Here is a 16,167-nt window from a genome sequence, read left to right on the forward strand (position 1 = left end):
CCGACCGCTTTCACTGAAATTTTGGCCTTCAAACTTTAGCTTTCAAACCTACCTTTCGACAAACACTTACTTCACGGCTTTAATCCAGATATTCCTGTAAAGTACATCATGTCCCTCGGCCTGAAGTTTCAAGCCACCCGGAGTATCGGTGATGCCTTTGCCTCCATCATTTCCCCCGTCGATGCCTGAGTTGGGACCGCCCCATACTTGGGTAATTTCTACATCATCGTGGATTTTAACCCCGTTGAAGAAGACCGTAACCCGAGCTTTTTCTGTCTTTTGGCCATTTTCAAATCGCGCTGCACGAAACTTGATATCGTAGGCATTCCATTTTCCGACTCCATTATATTCTTCCGAAGTCGGTAGGTGCTCATTAATAACTGCAGCCAATCCATGAAGTCCATAATCTCCATCCAATATTTGGATTTCGTATCGGTTCTGAAGGTAGACTCCGCTGTTTCCTCCTTCATTTTTAATTAAAAACTCTACATGTGCTTCGAAATCGCGAAACTCTTTTTTTGTCACAATATCGGCTGCACCATATTTTCCTCCGGCACCTGCAGGATCATTGCTGCTAATTGCTTTGCCACCTGTCACAGGATCTGTCACTTCGGGCCACTTGATCGGCATTTCTGCGGCAAAGCGGGGTCCTTCCCAATATTTCCAGTTTTTCTTTAAAGATTTGGCCGTTCCGTCCAGGTAAACTTTGGCTCCTTTTGGGGCTTTTGTTCCAAGGTACGAGGCATCTTGAGCACTTGCAGAGAAGGTTAATAGCAGCGAAATCGCCAGGGCAAACAAGGTAATTTTCATAGGTTTTGGGTTTCGAGAATAATACTTGAGAATAAAACTCTTAGGTTGAATTTCAGGAGCTCAATTTGGTTAATTTTAAACGATTTCAAATGGAAAAATTATGAAATCGAGCCTGACTAGAATATTATAATTTGGATGAATAGCTGTCATGCGAGATTCCATATGGCCTTTAATAAACAACTAACAAGCATATGAAGTGGCAAGGAAGAAGACAAAGCTCAAATGTTGATGACAGACGGGGGCGGGGTGGACCAAGAATGGGAGCAGGGGGATTTAGTCCCATGCTTTTGGGTCCGCTGTTGAAACTGCTGTTTTCCAAGACCGGGATGATTATCGCCGGTGTTTTTATTGTGGGCTCTATGGTGATGGGTTATAATCCGCTCAGTCTTTTGGGAAATCTGATTGGTGGTGGAGGACAGGGATTTACCACAGAATCAAATTATACTCCAACGGCTGAGGAAGATGAACTGGCGGCCTTTTCTGCAACGATGCTTGCAGATACAGAAACTGTCTGGAACGAACTTTTGGAAAATTATCGAGAGCCAACTTTAGTATTATACACAGGTTCGGTGTCATCCGCCTGTGGATCAGCGTCCAGTGCTACGGGTCCGTTTTACTGTCCCGCCGACGAAAAATTGTATATAGACTTGAGCTTTTTCCAGGATATGGAATCGAAACTTCGGGCAGGCGGAGACTTTGCCTATGCCTATGTGATCGCGCACGAAGTAGGCCATCATATCCAAAAAATCATGGGATTGACCGATAAAGTGCATAGCATGCGTGGCAAAGTGAGTGAAAAGGAATACAACCTCAATTCCGTTCGGTTGGAGCTTCAGGCTGATTTCCTGGCAGGAGTATGGGCGCATCACAGTCAGCGAAAAGTAGGTATGATGGAGGCAGGTGACCTAGAGGAAGCACTAAATGCAGCCAATGCCATCGGCGATGACCGACTTCAAAAACAGTCCTCCGGTCGTGTGGTACCGGATTCATTTACCCACGGCACCTCGGCCCAGCGAATGAAATGGTTCAAAAAAGGATTTGACACGGGAGATTTGAGTCAAGGAGACACGTTCAGTACTCGGGATCTATAATACCGATACTCCTTTTAACCATATAGAAATTTGAAAGCATCAAGTCTTTGAAAATTAAAATCCGGTGAGTGGAAAAATGAATTGTAAAAGCTTCTTCACAATTCACAAAATGCGTTGATGATTAATATTCTTAAAACCAGCCAAAAACAGCTCCCACGCTTTTCACACCCAATACCAGCGTGATCAGCCAGATAAAAATGGCTATTCCTGTGGCAAGAGGCGTGTTTTTGTTTTTTCCCAAAACGGAATGCTGAGCCGCAATCCAGATAATCCAGCCGCTGATTACCGGAAGAAGTATCCCGTTGGCCAATTGGGCGAGGGTAATCAATTGAACCGGTTTGATTCCAAAGGAAGAAAAAAGAAGTCCTAAGCCTACAATAATTCCCATGGTGACACGCATAGGCTTGGATCTGATTTCCTGATCCCAAGCCATGATTCCGCAAACCACGAAACCCGCTGCCAAGGGTGCAGTGAGCGAAGAGGTCAATCCTGCAGAAAGCAAACCAAAGCCCATCATATAGCCTGCAAAACTCCCAAACACAGACTCCAATCCCTTTGACACATCAATTGCGGAAGTAATTTCGGAGCTGGTATTTGCTGCGCCGACGATTAAAATGGCCATGGAGACTATTCCTCCCAATACCACCGAAACCACAATATCTCTGCGCATTAGCGGAATATCAGCCTCCTTTTTCCATCGCTTGTTCACCAGAGAAGCATACAGGAAAAGATTGTAAGGAACCACTGTCGTACCGATCAGTGCTACCAGAGTCGGGATTTCGGCTTCGTTCCATTTTGGAATAAATCCCGATATAAGTGAAGAAAAATCCGGTTTGGTCAGGATGGCGGTGATTGTAAAAGCAACCGACATCAATATCACCAAAGCTACGAGCACCCGCTCCAGCATTTTATAGCTTCCTGTCCAAAGGAGTAAAAACGCAATCAGTCCCAAAATGAAGTTTCCAACCTGCAGCTGAAGCCCAGCGAAACTCCAGGTAGGGGCTTCCCAGTAAAATGCAAGACCCATATTAGCCCCTGAGATATTGCCGGATTCATAGGCGGCATTGCCCAATACGATCGCCAAAAGCACCAAAACCATCGAAAAAATCCTGAACAAAGGTTTTCCTTTTTGATTTCTCAGCAAGGTGCTTAAATCTGAACCTGAGACAATCCCGATTCTTCCGGACAGTTCCTGCAGGATCACGGTAGCAATGATGGAAAGCGCCATCGCCCAAATCAGGGAAAACCCGAAATTTGCGCCAGCCAGTGTGCAGACCGTTACCGTACCCGGGCCTATAAAAGCGGCGGCGATGAGTGGACCCGGACCAATGGATTGAATGAATTTTTTAAGGATCAATTGGGTAAATTTTCGGAAAATAGGTAATTGGTGAGAATATTTGTAAGCTTTCGTGTTTAACGTAGGTAAATACCCAGAACCCACTTTATGATTTGGATCAAACGAATAGGGAAGCTTTTAGCCGTTTTGCTTCTGACTTGTGTTTTCTTCTTGCTCTTGCTTTACAGAAGTGATATTCCTGCGGAGGAAATTTCCGCAAAATACCGAACAGCTGAATCACATTTTATTGAAATAGACGGGGTCAATGTTCATGTTCGATTCATGGGAGAAGGGGATCCTATTTTTTTACTTCATGGGAGCTTTTCTTCCCTGCACACTTGGGATGTTTGGCAGCAAGAGTTGAGTCCTTATTTCATGACTATTTCCTTGGATTTCCCAGGTCATGGTTTGACTGGTCCGGACAAATTAAAGCGCTATACAATACAGGATTACAGTGAGTTGGTTCTGGCCCTGGCAGAAAAGCTTAATCTGGAAAAGTTTCACTTGGCAGGCAATTCAATGGGAGGAGCAGTGGCGCTTCAGGTGACTACCTCAAGGCCTAATCAAGTGTTGACTTTAAATTTGGTGGATGCTTCTGGCGCTCCCCGGATGCAAACCCGAAGCATTGATTCCACCCAGACTTCAAGTAGAGGAGGTGGAGCGTGGGTGTTTAAACTGATAGAGAATCCGATCTTTTCGCAAGTTTTTCTGAAGTGCACACCAAAGTTTCTTTTTGCCATGAATATGAAAGAAGTGTATGGCGATGCTTCTAAAATCCGCGCTGAAACGACAGAACGATACTTTGAGCTGATGCTTCGTGAGGGAAACAGAGCAGCAACCCTGGATCGTCTGAGTATGCCAAGAAAATCTGCTATCGATTTTAAAAAGCTCACGATGCCGACATTAATACTTTGGGGAGGTAAGGATTCTTGGATACCTGTTTCGCAGGCTTATGCTTTGGAAAAGGCGATTCCAGGTTCCAACCTGATTATCTTTGATGAGGCCGGTCATGTACCTATGGAAGAAATCCCGACGGAATCTGTCGCAGAATACTTGTCCTTTTTAGGGGTGGAGGTAAGAAAAAACTACCTTGAACCACCTAAACAAATGGTCTATGTCGATTGAAATTTTACTTTTTGCAGTACTTGCTTTTCAGGTTTTAATCATTGGATTGGTTCTTTTTCGTAGGAAAAATGATCAGGAAAGGCTTTTTCTCCAATCTGAACTCGCCCGGATGAGTAAAGAGTTGGCTCAGGCTTTGGGCGAAGCCCGAAAGGAATCCAATGAAAATCTATCCCAGCAGTTTCGCCTTATTTTTGATAATCAGCGTGCCGGGGCAAGGGATCAAAGCGAGGCACTAAAGGGATTTGGTGAGGTGGTGAGGGGCACGATGCAGGATTTGAATTCGCTTCAGCGGGAAAAGTTTGGGCAGTTGACGCTCAAGCAAGATGAATTGGTGAAAAACACCGAAATGCGACTGGAGAAAATCCGCGAAACAGTCGAAGAAAAACTCCAAAAAACGCTTGAAGTGAGGCTTGGACAATCTTTTGAATTGGTGAGTAATCAACTTCAGGCGGTCCAAAAAGGACTCGGCGAAATGCAATCTCTGGCCAATGGGGTAGGAGATCTCAAGCGGGTTCTGAGCAATGTGAAAAGTCGGGGGATTTTGGGAGAATACCAGTTGCAGGCATTGCTTGAAAATATGCTTGCCCCAGATCAGTATATTCTGAATGCTGCTGTCAACGGAACTCGTGACCGTGTGGAATTTGCCGTGAAAATGCCGGGTCAGGATGAAGTCGTGCTGCTTCCGATCGACTCAAAATTTCCCCAGGAGTCCTATCTGAGATTGGTGGATGCATATGAAATAGCGGATAAGGCCGCAATTGATTTTTACAGACAGGAACTGATCAAGGCGGTGAAAAAATCCGCCATGGAGATTCAAGGAAAATACATTCATCCCCCTGCGACGACTGATTTTGCGATTCTTTTTCTTCCGGTGGAAAGTCTTTATGCGGAAATTCTCCGGGAACCCGGCTTGGCGCAACAAATTCAACAGGATTATAAGGTAATCGTGACAGGTCCGACGACGCTTTCGGCTATTTTGAATTCCCTTCAAATGGGATTCAGGACTTTGGCAATCCAAAGAAGAAGTTCGGAAGTATGGCAGGTTCTTGGGGCAATCAAAACAGAATTTGGGAAGTTTGGGGAATTGCTGGAAAAGACCCAAAAGAAAATCCACGAGGCCAATTCCGAACTGGACAAACTGGTAGGAGTCAGAACACGCGTGATTCAACGCAAACTGAAAGAAATTCAAGAACTGCCGGAACAGGAAAGCAAAAATCTACTGGAAGACTAAGCAATCGATTGCTAAAAATTAATTAGAAATAAGATGGGAGCGAAAGGAGCTATTTCTTTATCTTTTGGGTCATTTGGTAAAAGAAAAAAGCTTAAGCACTGAAAATCATTCAGAAAGCTTCTAATTTTGCCAGCCTTTCGGATTACTCTAAAAACCTCTATGGGGATGCACATTGTAATTGCCGGCGCAGGAGATATGGGATATCACTTAGCCGAGCAATTGAGTTTTGATAATAAGGATATCACGCTGATAGATACCGAGCGCGACGTATTGGATTATGTGACCTCCAAGCTTGATGTGTTGACCATTCAGGGTGATGCCACATCGATTGACGTATTAAAGCAAGCCAATGTGGGCAGGGCAAGCATGGTGCTTGCGGTGACTACCTCTGAAAAAACAAACATTGTTACGGCTGTTTTAGCCAAGCAGCTTGGTGCAAAACGGGTAATGGCACGAGTAAGAAATCACTCGTACCTGAATGAGGAAAATGTACCTTATTTCCATAATCTGGGGATTGACAATCTGATATCTCCTACCATGCTATGTTCAAGGGAGATTTACAATATGATCGAAAATTCCAGTTTTACGGAAGTTTTCGACTTTGGGGGTGGGAAATTGAACATTGTAGGCATCACATTGGATCAATTTAGTCCGCTGGTCAATCAGCGGATCATGGATACGAAAGCCGATCCGACCTATGAGGATATTCGCATTATAGCCATTGTTCGGGATCAAAAGACGATGATTCCAAGAGGAAGTACGATCATCCGAAATAATGATCACGTATTTTTTATTTCGAATAAGAAAAACACCGAAACCATCCAGGAAGTCTTGGGTCAAAAAAAGGTCAAGATCAAGAACATCATGATCATAGGTGGAGATGACATGGCGGTGACCACGGCGATTAAGCTTCAGGATAAATATCGGGTAACCTTGGTCAACAAAGACAAAGAGCGATGCAAATGGCTTGCAGAAAATCTTCCGGATACCTTGGTTATTAATGGTGATTACAAAAATATTGAAATGCTGGTGGAAGAAGGCTTAGAGCAGATGGATGCATTTCTTGCCTTAACCGAGTCATCTGAGACCAATATTATCACGAGTCTTTCCGCAAAAAATCACGGAGTTTATAAGACGATTGCTCACGTGGACACCCGCGAGTACATTCACATTTCGCACAGTATTGGGGTTGACTCTCTGATCAACAAAAAGTTGGTGGCGGCAAATGAGATTTCAAGATATTTGAAAAAAGGTACGGTAGAGGCTGTGTCGGGTATTTATGGAGTCGATGCCGAATTCATTCAATACAGCGTAAGCCGAAACAACCGCTTGACTAAGCATCCGCTGAAGGATTTGCACTTTCCTGAAACTGCCATTGTTGCCGGGGTGATCCGGGGAGATAAGGTGTTTATCCCGGATGGAGATTTTTTACTTCAATTAAATGATAAGGCCATTGTTCTTGCACTTCCTGAGGCTAAGTTGTCACTAGAAAAACTCTTCCACTAAGGGATGCTGCATTTTAAGGCAATCGGTAAAATCATGGGAGCCCTCCTTTTTTTGATAGGGGTTCTGATGCTACCTGCGGCGGCGATATCCTGGATTTATGAGGAGAATTCCAACCCGATTATGATCTCGGCAGCGATTTCACTTTTTATTGGAATGATTGCTTTTTTCTCTTTTTCCAAATACGACCAATTGGTCAGAAAACGGGAAGGCTACTTGATCGTAGTACTAAGCTGGATTTTCATGACGGGTTTTGGGATGCTCCCCTTTATCCTGTCCGAGGAAGTGACTAGCGTTTATGATGCACTTTTTGAGACTGTTTCAGGGCTGACCACCACAGGAGCATCTATTCTGACAGACATCGAGGCAATACCCAAAGGTTTACTCTTTTGGAGAAGTATGACTCAGTGGATTGGCGGGTTGGGAATCATCGTTTTGACCGTTGCGATTTTTCCTTTGTTGGGAATTGGTGGAATTGAGCTATTTGTAGCAGAATCTCCCGGACCTACTTCCGACAAAGTTCACCCCAGAATTTCTGAGACAGCCAAGCGACTTTGGTATGTTTATGTAGGGTTGACCGTTGCGGCCTCTTTACTTTTTTGGGCTGGGGGAATGACATTTTATGATGCGGTGAACCATGGCCTGACAACCTTGGCTACAGGTGGATTCTCGACCAAAAATGCCTCAATGGCCTATTATGATTCGGCTTTTATTCAGTATACGGCTATCTTTTTTATGTTTTTGGCGGGTACCAACTTTACCTTGATTTACTTTGGTTTGATTGGCAAGTTTAGTAAGGTAATCCGAAGTGATGAATTTAAAGCCTATACGTTTGCGCTTCTATTTTTGTCTGTGATTCTCTTTCTTCCGATCTATACTCAGTCAAACATCAGTGCTGAATTTGCCTTTCGAAAGGCTGCTTTTCAGGTGGTGTCCCTCGTGACCACCACCGGATTTGTCTCAGATGATTATACCGGCTATGGTGAGGGAGTTGCTTTTGTTTGTTTTATGTTACTCTTTTTGGGAGGTTCGGCAGGTTCTACGGCCGGTGGGATCAAGTTTGTGAGGCATGTGACCTTTTTGAAAAATTCCTGGCTGGAATTCAAGCGAATTGTGCATCCAAGAGCCATTGTACCATTGATCATCAATGGGGAGCGGGTTACGGGAAGGATCATCAATAATATCATGAACTTCCTGTTGATCTATCTTTCCACCTTTGTCATCGGTTCACTCATTATTTCCCTTTTGGGCTACGATTTGGCAACCTCATTAGGGGCTGTTGCTACTTGTTTGGGGAATGTCGGCCCCGCTATCGGCCAAGTGGGGCCTGTCGATAATTTCGCGTTTTTTTCGCCCGCTGCCAAAGTGGTTTTATCCTTTCTGATGCTCTTGGGCAGACTTGAATTGTTTACGATTTTGATTTTGTTTACGCCTTTCTTTTGGAGGGCGAATTGAATTATGTGATTATCCGCTAGGATGCACGTAGTATGGGAATTGGCCCAGTAAGTTATGGATCCTCGTCCATAGACTATGGTCCATAGCTTAGCATATCTGTCCCCCAATTTAAATTTCAATGGCTAGGTGCAAGTTCACGGACACACATAATTTTAAATATGGATATACGCTATTCTGCCAGTAGGCGCATTTTCCATAGGTTAGGGGCTGGAAGTCCGAAGACATGAGACCGAAGAGATCCTGAAAATTAGAATTTAGGCCAATTTCCAATAATCGCTTTGATCTACTGGCAGAGAAGCGGATACACATAATTTTAAATTAACTTTTCGTCCAACAGGATTCTTTTTTTAAAAAAAAAGAATAAGTTTAGTAATCCTTAAGTTTTAATTCAAATTTTTATTTTTACTCATAATGCGTAGTGAAATATCTGATAATCTTGTTTTTAGCGAATCTGAAGATATGGATCAATGGCTTCAATTGAAGCGCGGCGAAAAGGAGGGGTTAGCAAGGATTTATTCAAAGTTTTCCAGTGAGCTTTTTAGATATGGCATGGCCATCAAGCCAAACCGAAGTTTTATAAAGGATTGCATTCAGGAGTTATTCATTGATCTCTGGAAATACCGGAATACTTTAGCTCAGACTGATAATGTTCGAGTGTATTTGATTAAGTGTTTATCAAATAGGATCAGTAAGGAAATTTCAAAAGAAAAAAAGATTATTTGGGAGGGAGAGATTTCTGCTTTTGAAACTGTTTTTTTAGAGGAATCAGTTGAGGATAGGCTGATTGATTTTCAACGTGATGAGGATCTTCACACCAAACTTAAAAATGGATTGGAAAAGCTTCCAGTAAGACAAAGGGAAGTTATTCAACTCTTATTTTTTGAAAAGCAGAACTATGAAGAGACGTCTAAAATATTAGGTATTAATGTGGATTCCTGTTATACTTTGGCTTGGAAAGCCATCAGAAGTTTAAAGAAAAGTATCATTTTCACGCTTTTTTGGTTGATGGTTACTGGAATTTAATTTTTGATTTTCTTGAATTTATTCTGAAGCCTAGATTATTTTTTATAGTCAATTGTAAAGCCTTTTTTCGTTTTCCTAAAGGGAAAATAAGAATTTTTCAACATTGCTGAGGATCGATTTTTATTTTTTAAAATTCAATAAAAGGCCTGGTATTTTATTTCTAATTAGGCAAAAGAAAGAGTTTTTTAAGAAAAGTGAAAAAGTGAAAATATTCTTTGAAATGGAAGGATAGAATATAAGGTTTTGATGCTTTCTAATTTAAAGAATAAAAAAATTGGATATTTCAAAATTTACAGTAGAAGATTTTGCTCTGAATAAGGAGTTCAGAGCTTGGGTTTTTTCCCCTTCCCAAAGCCTAAATGAATATTGGAAAAGGCTTTTTGAGAAATATCCTGCTCAGGTAAAAAATGCAAAAATTGCTAAAGAGATATTGTTGAATATTAATTACCCGAAATATCAGTTTTTAGAAAGAGAGTCTTTGGAAGTTTGGGATAGGATTGATCGCGAAACCGAGGAATGGGAGAAAAAAAAGACAAAAACAGTAAAAGTTGTTTCGTTGAATTCACAATCCCTGTTGGGTAAGTATGAGAATTCAGGAAAACAAATTGTTTGGTTTTCTCAAGAGTTAAGGGTTGCTGGAATTTTACTTGTAGCGTTTAGTATTAGTTTGATTTTTGGTCTTTTTTTTACGAAAGAACCTGTTAGGACAGAATATATCGCTGACTTGGTTTATGATGAATATTCTGCACCTCCAGGAGTGAAGTCCACCCTTACGATGCAGGATGGATCTAAAGTGTTGTTGAATTCCGGAAGTTCAGTCAGATTCATAAAAAATTTCGAAGAGGATAAGCGGATAATTTACCTTGAAGGCGAGGCCTATTTTGAAGTTGCCAAAGATACCCTGAGACCATTTTCAGTAATTACAGGAGAGGTAATAACAACGGCCTTGGGCACCTCCTTTAATATTTCGGCGTACCCGCATGAAGTTTTAAAAATTGCCCTTGTTGAAGGAAAAGTCGCAGTGGATGTAGTCCAAACAGAGGATTCTAGAGTTTTACTGGAAAAGGGGGAGGCATTAAAAATAAATACGAATTCATTTGAAGTTAAAAAAGAACTGTTTGATTCTGAATTGGTCATTGCTTGGACCAAGAAGAAGATAATTTTTCAGCGTGTAAAGTTGGCTGAGGCAGTTAGAATCCTTGAAAACTGGTATGGAGTGAAATTTAGGTTTCAAAACACCCCAAGTCCTGATTTGGTACTTTACGGAGTCTTTCAAGATGAAACCCTTGAAAATATTCTTGAGGGATTAAGTTATTCAGCACGATTTCAATATAAGATTAAGAATGATGAAGTAATAATAATTTTCAATTAACCCATATAAGAAAGCCTATGACAAAAAAAACAAAAAGAAACCGGAGATGCGCCAACATCCCCGGTTAAGTTAAAATCCGGAACCCAAATCAAGCAATGATGAAATTCCGGAAAAGTTTATTTAACCAACAAGCATTAGTTCAAACAAACCCTGCAAAAATATGAAAAATCGTTTATTGTTATTTGTTATTTACATGACAAAGCTATTTACTTATGTGTTTTTGATTCAAGTTTTGACCATGAGTATCCTTTTTTCAAAAGATGGAAAGGCTCAGATAAAGTCAATAGAGCAAGTCAAGGTCAAATTGTCGCTTAATGAAATTCCAATTGTAAGCGCATTTGCTGAAATTGAAAAAGAGACAAATTTTAAATTTGTATACACTAATAAGGAAGTCAGTAATTTGGGTAATGTGTCTCTCTTTGGAGATGAAGCAACATTGTATGACGTATTAGTTTCAATAGCAAAACAAACGCAATTGGAGTTTAAGCAAATAAATCAAACTATAACTGTTAAAAAAACGAATCCTAAGATTGCTGTTTCAGAGCCAGTTACTATTCAAGTTGAAGACAAAGTTATTACGGGAAAAGTACTCGATGAAAATGGACTCCCTTTGCCTGGGGCAACAGTTTTGGTTGAAGGGACAACATCAGGGACGGTCACCAATATCGATGGAGAATATACCATAACTGTACCTGATGGAGCGGTATTATTATTCTCTTACATTGGATATACTCCAAGCAGAGTGGTGTCAGGAGCTCAAACGGTAATAAATATTACTTTGAAGGTAGATTCTACATCACTTGAAGAAGTACTGGTGATTGGATATGGAACTGTTAAAAAGTCGGATTTGACCGGTTCTGTGGGACAGGTTGGTGCAGATGCCTTGGCCGAAAGACCCTCTCCATCTTTGAATCAAGCTTTGTCCGGAAGAATATCCGGTGTTCAAGTAAATACCAACTCAGGTCGTCCGGGAGGAAGAACTACCGTTAGAATCAGAGGCTTCAGTTCAATAAACTCATCTAACAATCCGCTATATGTGGTAGATGGAGTGATGCTTCCTGTGGGAAACCAAGAACAGGCTAGCAACGCAATTGACTACATCAACCCGAATGATATTGTTTCGGTAGAAGTCCTTAAAGACGCTTCTTCTACTGCGATTTATGGATCAAGAGGAGCCAATGGGGTAATTTTGATCACAACTAAAAAAGGTAAGTCAGGCGAAGGAACGGTCACCTATAATGTTGACGTAAGTGTTCCTGTGATTGGGCCTAACAGACCTGAAGTTCTTAATGCCAAAGAATATTTGGCGGTAGAGGATTTAGCATGGAAGAACATGCAAAAGTATGATCCCGTAGGATGGAATGCGGGAAGATGGGCATATCTCAACCCTGCTTTGAGAAGAACTGATCCCCGGATTTTTGATGCCAATGGAAACCCATTGTTTGACACTGATTGGTTAAAAGAAACTACTCAGAATAAGCTTTCTCAAAACCATCAACTCGGCTTTCAAGGTGGCAATGAGCGGACCACCTATTCTTTATCATTGGGATACCGTGATGATCAAGGATTGATCCAAACTTCTTATTTGAAGAGATATTCTGCCCGCTTCACCATTGATGATCAGGTTAAAAAATGGTTAAAAGTGGGAGGTACACTCAGCTATAATAATCAAGCCGAAAACTTGGTTGATACCGGAGATGCTGTTGCCAGACAAATAGTCGAAGACTTTCCATTTCTGCCCGTAAGGTATGCAGATGGTACTTTTGCAAATAACAGAGATTATCCTTTCGCTGAAGGGACCATGAGTTCAATGCACAGGTTGCAAGGCACCAGATTTATTTTAAATACCCAGACCACTACAGGTAGTATTTATTCAAATATTAAGTTTGCCGAAGGCCTGGAAATGCGGACTGTGCTTGGAGTCAACATCCTTACACAGGAGAGAAACCAGTCGGTAACCAGAACATTGAATATAGGACAAAACGGAAACGCCGCCAGAGCATTAAGATCCGACAGTTTTTGGTCCCTGGAAAACTATCTGACCTATAGCAAAGTATTTGCAGATCGCCATGCATTCACTGGAATGGTTGGTATTTCTTGGCAGGAAACCAATTTCAACAGTATGGTAGCCAGTATTGCAAATTTTTCGACGGATTATTTCACTTTCAACAATCTGGGAGCGGGAAGCTTAAATCCACAGGTAGGTTCAAATGCATCGAGACAAGCATTGAACTCATACTTTGCAAGATTAAACTACATTTTGGATGATAAATACCTATTGACGTTTACAGGACGTGCAGATGGATCTTCCAAATTCGGAGAAAATAACAAATACGCATTCTTCCCGTCTGCGGCCGTAGCATGGAAAGTGTCCGAAGAGGGCTTTATGAAATCAAGCTCGACAATTTCGAATTTGAAATTAAGAGCGAGCTATGGATTGACCGGTAACTCAGAAATCCCACCATATTCTTCTTTGTCGCTGCTGAGTGCAAACTATGCTACAATCTTTAATGAAAGTCGAGTAGGAGGTACAGGACTTAACAGGTTGTCTAACCCTAATCTGAAATGGGAGAAAACAGCCCAGTCAGATATCGGGATTGAATTGGGGATGTTCCAAAATAGAATCACGGTGGAGGCCGATGTCTATTACCGAAAAACTACGGATATGCTACTGGATGCACCTGTTCCTCGGACCAGTGGATTTGCGGTAATCCGTAGCAACGTCGGTTCAATGGAAAACAAAGGAATAGAATTCACTTTGAATACTGTGAATGTGGAAAAGGGGAATTTTACATGGAACACCAGTTTCATGATTTCGGCAAACAGAAACAAAGTTCTTTCCCTTGCTACACCGGCAGATATTTTCGGAGTAGGCGGCCCGAATTTCACCAATCAAACCAATATTATTCGAGTAGGAGAGCCAGTAGGAGCTTTCTGGGGACTTGTAAGGTTGGGGACCTGGAGTGAAGCTGAAAGAGCACAAGCAGCCGAGTTTGTGAGTTACAGAAATGGATTAACCATGCTTCCGGGAGATATCAAATATTTGGATGTGAACGGAGACAATGCAATCAATGACTCTGACAGAATGATTATCGGTAATGGAAATCCAGATTTCTGGGGCTCTTTTATGAATACCTGGAGGTTTAAAAATTGGGACTTGATGCTGGACCTCCAATATTCTGTCGGAAATGATGTGTTGGATATGACCCTTCACCCAAGTGAAGATCGTCAAGCACTGGCCAACAGTTATAGGTCTGTATTAACAGCTTGGACTCCTACCAATCAAAATTCTCCTATTGCTGAAATTCGTGATACAAGAGCTGGTTATGTCACCAATGTGGATTCTCATTGGGTAAAAGATGGGTCCTTTCTTAGAGGACGGAATTTATTATTAGGATACACTTTCCCTACAGAAATAGCTAACAGAATTAAGCTTTCAAGATTAAGAGCTTATACGACGGTTCAGAATTTCTTTTTGCTAGTAGGGGATGATGTTACCGGAGATCCGGAGGTTACTCCGATTAGAGGAGGAGATGGAAATAACGTCTTTTCTCAAGGTATGAATTGGCATGCATATCCTAAGCCAACAACATTCTTGTTTGGACTCCAAGTATCCTTATAATCATAGTTTTACTTAAAGAGATTTTAAAATGAAAAATAACCGAATTTATAAAGCACTTAGTATGCTCTTTTTTGGAGCTTCTTTAGCTGGAGTTATGGGTTGCTCAGATTTTCTACTCGAAGAGGATCCATCTAACTTAACTCCTGAAAGTTACTACACTATACCGGATCATGCTGAGGCAGCATTGGCTGCTGTTTATGCCGATCTGAGGTTTATCGGTGGAGATGGGGGGATTTTTTCTTCCAATTGGCAATTGCTGGAAGCTCCTACAGGAACCTCCACCACAGAAACTGCCCAGAACTCGGATTTAAACAATTTATATGGATTGATTTATGATGGAAGAACACAACATATCATTAATTATTGGAATGGGCTTTACAGGGTAATAGCGCAAGCAAATTTGGTGATCGACAGGGTTCCGGCCATTACTCCTATGAACGAAGCTCAAAAGAAGCGAGTTTTGGGTGAAGCAAGGTTTTTAAGGGCTTGGGCATATTTTGGATTGGTAAGACTTTGGGGGGATGTTCCCTTAATTACCTCACCTCAGACTGCAAGTTCTGAAAATTTCAAACCTGCACCAGCTTCAAAAGAGGCAATTTATGCTTTGGTGGAGGAGGATCTCAAGATCGCTGAGTCAGCTGGATTGCCTTGGATGGATGTCAGTGGACGTGTTTCTTTGGCCGCAACAAAGTCTCTTATGTCTCAGGTTTATCTCACAATGGCTGGTTTTCCGCTAAGTAAGGGAGCTTCCCACTATCAGTTGGCAGCATCCAAAGCAGAAGAGGTTATTAACTATTCCAAGGGGAATCCATCGATGTTAAATCTGTTTCCTGAATACGCAAATCTCCGAGATGAAAAGCTCGGAAATCGCGTGGAACATATTTTCCAGGTCCAATACAATGTAGTGGTTGCGGGAAATCCAATGAATAATATGTTTCCGAATTTCAAGCCGGTAACTTTTCAGGGTCCATCCGGAACAGGAAGTACAGTGCCTACCATACAATTCTATAAATCGTATGAGCCGGGTGATTTAAGAGCAGTAAATCAAGTGGGTTATTTCTATACTAGCTATTTTACCAATGGGAGTGGAGCTCCATTTGATTTGGGAGCCCCATATATTTTCAAGCATTTCAATCAGACAGCTTTAGGCAAAGCTGGTACTCCCGGGACAAGAGCAAATAACCTCAATCTCCCGATCATAAGATTTGCTGAGGTATTATTAATTTATGCAGAAGCTCAAAATGAACTGGCCGGTCCAAATGCGCTTGCCCATGAAAGCCTGAAAAGGATACGGGACAGAGCTAATTTGACAACTCTTGCAATCGGTCAATTTACAAAAGATAGCTTCCGTGACGCAGTGTTAAGGGAAAGGTGGCATGAGCTCTGTTATGAGCAGATCACATGGTTTGATATGCTTCGATTGAGAAAAGTTTATAATGAGGCGACTAATGGTTTTGATAATTTTGTTGGCCATGTCAATCTAAGTTCGAAAGAGCCACTCCAGACCAAGCACCTATTAATGCCATATCCTCTACCGGAAATGCAGAATAACCCAAATTTAGTCCCTCAAAACCCGGGTTATTAAAATTCCAAAAGACT

Annotated in this window: 11 protein-coding genes; 9 read left to right on the forward strand and 2 right to left on the reverse strand. The window is 41.7% G+C overall.

Annotated features, from left to right (window positions below; translation table 11 throughout):
- Positions 1 to 66: 66 nt before the first annotated feature.
- Positions 67 to 810 carry a DUF1080 domain-containing protein gene (locus Q8M62_RS14750; RefSeq protein ID WP_304899688.1) on the reverse strand — a complete coding sequence of 248 codons (744 nt, stop codon included), beginning with the start codon at positions 808 to 810 and terminating at the stop codon, positions 67 to 69.
- A 191-nt stretch (positions 811 to 1,001) separates the two neighbouring features.
- Between Q8M62_RS14750 and Q8M62_RS14755 the strand changes: the two genes are divergently transcribed.
- Positions 1,002 to 1,901: a neutral zinc metallopeptidase gene (locus Q8M62_RS14755; RefSeq protein WP_304899687.1), complete on the forward strand. Its 900-nt coding sequence runs from the start codon at positions 1,002 to 1,004 to the stop codon at positions 1,899 to 1,901.
- 130 nt (positions 1,902 to 2,031) lie between these two features.
- Here Q8M62_RS14755 and Q8M62_RS14760 read toward each other — a convergent pair whose 3' ends face one another.
- Positions 2,032 to 3,258, reverse strand: a complete 1,227-nt coding sequence (locus Q8M62_RS14760) for an Nramp family divalent metal transporter (RefSeq protein ID WP_304899686.1) — start codon at positions 3,256 to 3,258, stop codon at positions 2,032 to 2,034.
- Between the two features lie 87 nt (positions 3,259 to 3,345).
- Here Q8M62_RS14760 and Q8M62_RS14765 point away from each other — a divergent pair, with 87 nt between their 5' ends.
- The 8 genes from Q8M62_RS14765 (at position 3,346) to Q8M62_RS14800 (ending at position 16,153) form a co-directional block, all read left to right on the forward strand.
- A complete protein-coding gene (locus Q8M62_RS14765) occupies positions 3,346 to 4,362 on the forward strand; it encodes an alpha/beta fold hydrolase (RefSeq protein ID WP_304899685.1) in 1,017 nt (338 codons plus the stop codon).
- Entirely contained in the window at positions 4,352 to 5,593 is a 1,242-nt protein-coding gene (locus Q8M62_RS14770; RefSeq protein WP_304899684.1) for a DNA recombination protein RmuC, read from the forward strand. Before Q8M62_RS14765 ends, Q8M62_RS14770 begins: the two co-directional genes overlap by 11 nt.
- Before the next feature lie 159 nt (positions 5,594 to 5,752).
- On the forward strand, positions 5,753 to 7,099 hold the full coding sequence (gene trkA, locus Q8M62_RS14775) for a Trk system potassium transporter TrkA (RefSeq protein WP_304899725.1): 1,347 nt from the start codon (positions 5,753 to 5,755) through the stop codon (positions 7,097 to 7,099).
- Positions 7,100 to 7,102: 3 nt separating this feature from the next.
- Complete coding sequence (locus Q8M62_RS14780) at positions 7,103 to 8,551, forward strand: TrkH family potassium uptake protein (protein ID WP_304899683.1); 1,449 nt, start codon at positions 7,103 to 7,105, stop codon at positions 8,549 to 8,551.
- A gap of 459 nt (positions 8,552 to 9,010) precedes the next feature.
- Complete coding sequence (locus Q8M62_RS14785) at positions 9,011 to 9,574, forward strand: RNA polymerase sigma factor (RefSeq protein WP_304899682.1); 564 nt, start codon at positions 9,011 to 9,013, stop codon at positions 9,572 to 9,574.
- Between the two features lie 274 nt (positions 9,575 to 9,848).
- Positions 9,849 to 10,946, forward strand: coding sequence for a FecR family protein (locus Q8M62_RS14790; RefSeq protein ID WP_304899681.1), 1,098 nt, complete (start codon positions 9,849 to 9,851; stop codon positions 10,944 to 10,946).
- Between the two features lie 160 nt (positions 10,947 to 11,106).
- Positions 11,107 to 14,568: a TonB-dependent receptor gene (locus Q8M62_RS14795; protein ID WP_304899680.1), complete on the forward strand. Its 3,462-nt coding sequence runs from the start codon at positions 11,107 to 11,109 to the stop codon at positions 14,566 to 14,568.
- A 28-nt stretch (positions 14,569 to 14,596) separates the two neighbouring features.
- Positions 14,597 to 16,153: a RagB/SusD family nutrient uptake outer membrane protein gene (locus Q8M62_RS14800; protein WP_370690531.1), complete on the forward strand. Its 1,557-nt coding sequence runs from the start codon at positions 14,597 to 14,599 to the stop codon at positions 16,151 to 16,153.
- Positions 16,154 to 16,167: the final 14 nt, after the last annotated feature.

Source organism: Algoriphagus sp. (genome assembly GCF_030694375.1).
Lineage (GTDB): Bacteria > Bacteroidota > Bacteroidia > Cytophagales > Cyclobacteriaceae > Algoriphagus.